Origin of the sequence: Cellulosimicrobium sp. 22598 (genome assembly GCF_052044445.1) — a bacterium.
GTDB lineage: Bacteria > Actinomycetota > Actinomycetes > Actinomycetales > Cellulomonadaceae > Cellulosimicrobium > Cellulosimicrobium cellulans_G.
The window spans coordinates 1-4,120 of record NZ_JBQEMZ010000037.1 but is presented as its reverse complement, the minus strand read 5'-3'; the positions used below and the strand labels follow the sequence as shown (position 1 = coordinate 4,120).

Here is a 4,120-nt window from a genome sequence, read left to right as displayed (position 1 = left end):
AGATACGTCTTGCCCGTCCCCGTCGGACCGATCAACAGAATGTTCGACTTCGCCAGCTCCACGTAGTCCGGGTCGTCGGCCGCGGGGGAGTCGCCGGCCTCCTCGGCCGCGGCGGCGGCGCGGACGCGCTTGTAGTGGTTGTGCACCGCGACGGCCAGGGCCCGCTTGGCGCCGTCCTGCCCGACGACGTAGCGGCTCAGGTGCGCGAAGATCTCGTGGGGCGTGGGGAGGGGGCCGTCGCCGGTCACGACGTCCTGCGCCGCGCTCTCGGCCTCGCGGTCCTCCTCGACCATCTCGAGGCACAGGGCCACGCACTCGTCGCAGATGAACACGCCTGCGGGCCCGGCGATGAGTCGCTTCACCTGGCGCTGGGACTTGCCGCAGAAGGAGCACGTGAGCGCGTCCGCCGCGCGCGGACCGCGCTGCCCGCGCGTGTCGTCGGTGCCGTCGGAGCGTGCCACCGGGTGCCTCCAGTCCAGTCGGTTGCGGCCGATCGTAGCCGCCGCCCACGACACGCCGACAGGTTCCGCTCCCAGGAGGCGCGTCGGGTCAGCGACCCTCGGCAGGCCCGAGGCCCGCCGACCGCTCCGTCAGGAGCTGGAGGCGGCTCGCGGCCCGGAAGGCGTCGGGTCGGTCCGGCATCGCCGTGCGGAAGGCGCCGAGCGCGTGGGCCGACGTGACCACGAGCTCGACGTCGGCGTCCACGAGCACGTCCACGACGGCGATGAACCGCTGCTGGGCCTCCCGGTCCGCGTCCGTGAGGAGGGGGACGTCGGTGACGACCCAGCGACGGAAACGCGCGGCCCAGTCGAGGTACTCGAGGGTGGACGTCGGCCGCCCCGCCAGGTCCGCGAACGTCACCCACAGCTCGGGCTCGCTCTCGCGGGCCGGGCCGTCCACCCGTGCGGCCGTCACCTCGAACGACCTGGTCCCGGTGCGGACGACCGCCCGGGAACCCGGGGCGGGGGCGACGAGCCCGTGGGCGGCGAGCTGCGCCGTCGTGCCGGGGGAGAGCCACGCGCCCGCGGCGAAGCCTGCGCGACCGCGCCCCCCGAGCGCCCGGTAGTCCGTCGCCCCGGCGAGCTCGACCACGTCGAGGTGCGCGCGCAGGAGCGCGATGCCCGGCTCGGCGACGTGGTGCCACAGCGGGTTCGGGAGCAGCGTGCCGGGCTCGTAGTTGGACGTCGCGAGCACGACGACGCCCGCCTCGAACGCGCGGCGCAGGAGCCGGGTGAGCAGGGTCGCGTCGCCGGTGTCGTGCAGGTGGAGCTCGTCGAGGTAGAGCAGCGTGCTCCCGCGCAGGAGGTCGTCGATCGCGGCGTCGACGGTGCCGGGGCGTGGCTCCGCCGACTCCTCCGGCGGCCCGGGCGGCGGCTCCGCGGCCGGGGCGGCCGCGCGGGTGCGCCACCCGCGCGTCGGGCCGCCCTGCCCGACGGCGGGCCGCGGCCCGGCGAGGGCGCTCGCCCGCTGGGCGTGGATCGCCGCGTGCAGCGCGCGGAACAGGTCGTACACATGCACCCGCCGGGCCGCGCCGGCCGGGAGCCCGCCCGCGACGGCCGCGAAGAACGCCCCGGCCAGCCACGACTTCCCGCGCCCCGCGGGGCCCCACACGTACAGCCCGCGGACGGGCCGCCGTCGGGCCCCGGCGAGCTCGTCGCCGAGCCGGGCGAGCCGGTCGAGGAGCGCGGACTGGTCCGGGTCGAGCGCGAACCCCTCGCGCGACGCCGCCGCCTCGACCGCACGCCGGGTGCGGTCGAGGCGGGAGCGGGTCACCGGGCCAGCCTAGGCACGGGGGCTGCGCAGGGCCTTCACCCAGACGCTGACGACGTCCCAGCCGGTGATGACCAGGGTGCCCGCGACGATCGCGTTCGAGAGCCAGGTGACCGAGTCGCCGCCCGTGACCTCGAGGAACGCCGGGTTGACGAGGCGGTCGGCGCTGGCGAGCCAGACGACGGCGGCGGCGAACAGCGCCCCGACGACCGTGTTGGCGACCGCGAGGCCGACGGTCCACCGGCCGCGCGCGTACACGAGGATCGTGAGCACGATCTCGACCGCGACGAGCGCGACGAGCACGCCGGTCCAGACCGGCCACAGGTCGGGCTGCAGCACGGGGACGGCGGTGCCGTCGGGCCCCCGGTACGTCGCGACGTTCTGGAGGAGGAGGACGGCGGCGACCAGGACGAGCAGGCCGACCGACACGACCGTGTCGACGAGCGTGACCTCGCGGGGCGCGCGCTCGGTCGGGAGGCGGTCGACCGTCCAGGGGCCGGTGAGCTCGTCCTGGCTCCGCGGGGAGCCGTACCGTTCGAGCAGGACGAAGACGAGCGTCGTCCAGAACGCGATCTGGAGGGCGACCGAGGCGGTCGTCCAGATGCCGCTCCAGATGGCCGACCCGACGGCGTCGCCGTCGACGAGGTCCGTCGCGAGCACGATCGCCCCGGGGATGAGGCTGACCCAGAGCAGCACCTTGAGGAGCCGCAGCCAGTCGAGGTAGAGCGTCGGGCCGATGAGGTAGAGCGGGCGCCCGGCGAGGTCGGCGGCGAGGCGGTCGGGGTCGCCGAGGTCGTTGAGGACGTCGGTCTCGGCCCGTGCCGGGTCGGTGCCGGCCTCGACCTTGGCCTCGACGGCGTCGGCGACGGACGCGCGCAGCTCCTGCTCGAGGTCGGCGTGCTGGTCCGCGGGGACGCGGCGCAGCGTGGCGGCGACGTAGCGGTCGGTGAGCGTCATGACGTGCCTTCCTGGGAGTCGATGGTCTGGAGGCTGCGCGCGATCGCGAGCCACTCGTCGAGCAGGTCGCGGGCGAAGCGCTCACCCGCGGGGGAGGTGCGGTAGAACTTGCGCGGCCGCGCCTCGTCGGTGTTCCACTCGCTCACGAGGAGGCCCTGCTTCTCGAGCCGGCGCAGGAGCGGGTAGAGCGTGTTGGCGTCGACGGGGACGCCCGCCGCGGCGAGCGCCTCGAGGAGCCCGTAGCCGTAGCCGGGCGTGCGCAGCAGCAGCAGGCTCGCGACGACGACGGAGCCGCGGCGCACCTCCTGGCTGTGCCCGGCGAAGATCTCGGGATCGGTCATGTCTCACACCATAGTGTGTGACACACAGTATGCACAAGAGGCACATCATCGTGTCGGCGCTGGAGCGCTAGACTGGAACGGTTCCAGAGAAGAGTGCGTACCTGCCGCGGGAGGCCGAGTGACCGACCTGATCGACACCACCGAGATGTACCTGAAGTCGATCTACGAGCTGCAGGAGGAGGGCATCCCTCCGCTGCGCGCGCGGATCGCCGAGCGCCTCGGGCACTCCGGGCCGACCGTCTCCCAGACCGTCGCCCGCATGGAGCGGGACGGCCTCGTCGTCGTCGGCGGCGACCGCCAGCTCGAGCTCACGACGCTCGGGCAGCAGACGGCGGTGCGCGTCATGCGCAAGCACCGCCTCGCCGAGCGGCTCCTCACCGACGTCATCAAGCTCGACTGGGAGCAGGTGCACACCGAGGCCTGCCGCTGGGAGCACGTGATGAGCGACCTCGTCGAGCAGCGCCTCGTCGCGCTCCTCGACCACCCCGCGCACGACCCCTACGGCAACCCGATCCCGGGCCTGCGCGAGCTGGGCGAGGACCTGCCGGAGGTCGAGTACCTCGACGGCGTCGTGTCGCTGCCGGCCCACCTCGCCGCGAGCGGCACGGCCGACGGGGGCGAGGTCCGCGTCGTGCTCCAGCGCATCGCCGAGCCGGTCCAGGTCGACGTCGAGCTCCTCGCGCGCTTCGCCGAGGCGGGCGTGTTCCCGCGCCAGACCCTCGTCGTCGCCGTGCACGACGGCGCCGTCACGGTCTCGGGCGACGGCGCCGACACGGTCCTGGACCTCCCGGACGACGTCGCGCGCCACCTCTTCGTCACGGCTGACTGAGCCCGACGCCGCCGTCGTCAGGCTGTCGAACACGACATGAGGGTCGTTATCCATCGGATAACGACCCTCATGTCGTGTTCGCCGGCGGGCGGTGTCGTGCTCGCCGGGCGGGTGGAGCGGGTGCCCGTCAGGCGGGGACGATGAGTCCGGCGGTCTGGGTCTTGGCGCGCTGGAGGCGGGCCTCGGCGTCGGACCAGTTGACGAGGTTCCACCAGGCGGTGAC

5 protein-coding genes and 1 pseudogene are annotated in these 4,120 nt (G+C 74.2%); 1 reads left to right on the top strand and 5 read right to left on the bottom strand.

Going from position 1 to position 4,120, the window contains the following annotated elements; all coding sequences use genetic code 11:
- The 4 genes from ACTJIY_RS20755 to ACTJIY_RS20740 form a co-directional block, all read right to left on the bottom strand.
- The coding region (locus ACTJIY_RS20755; protein WP_440675393.1) for a ClpX C4-type zinc finger protein at positions 1 to 461 on the bottom strand (461 nt) is incomplete at its 3' end.
- Between the two features lie 88 nt (positions 462 to 549).
- Complete coding sequence (zapE, locus tag ACTJIY_RS20750; protein ID WP_253051672.1) at positions 550 to 1,773, bottom strand: cell division protein ZapE; 1,224 nt, start codon at positions 1,771 to 1,773, stop codon at positions 550 to 552.
- A 9-nt stretch (positions 1,774 to 1,782) separates the two neighbouring features.
- Entirely contained in the window at positions 1,783 to 2,727 is a 945-nt protein-coding gene (locus tag ACTJIY_RS20745) for a permease prefix domain 1-containing protein (RefSeq protein ID WP_353707004.1), read from the bottom strand.
- Positions 2,724 to 3,068 carry a PadR family transcriptional regulator gene (locus ACTJIY_RS20740; protein WP_205201118.1) on the bottom strand — a complete coding sequence of 115 codons (345 nt, stop codon included), beginning with the start codon at positions 3,066 to 3,068 and terminating at the stop codon, positions 2,724 to 2,726. Before ACTJIY_RS20740 ends, ACTJIY_RS20745 begins: the two co-directional genes overlap by 4 nt.
- A 118-nt stretch (positions 3,069 to 3,186) precedes the next feature.
- Here ACTJIY_RS20740 and ACTJIY_RS20735 point away from each other — a divergent pair, with 118 nt between their 5' ends.
- Positions 3,187 to 3,897, top strand: a complete 711-nt coding sequence (locus tag ACTJIY_RS20735) for a metal-dependent transcriptional regulator (RefSeq protein ID WP_253051674.1) — start codon at positions 3,187 to 3,189, stop codon at positions 3,895 to 3,897.
- A gap of 127 nt (positions 3,898 to 4,024) precedes the next feature.
- On the opposite strand, the pseudogene ACTJIY_RS20730 reads toward ACTJIY_RS20735, so the two are convergent.
- A pseudogene (locus ACTJIY_RS20730) lies at positions 4,025 to 4,120 on the bottom strand (superoxide dismutase); the annotation flags it as partial.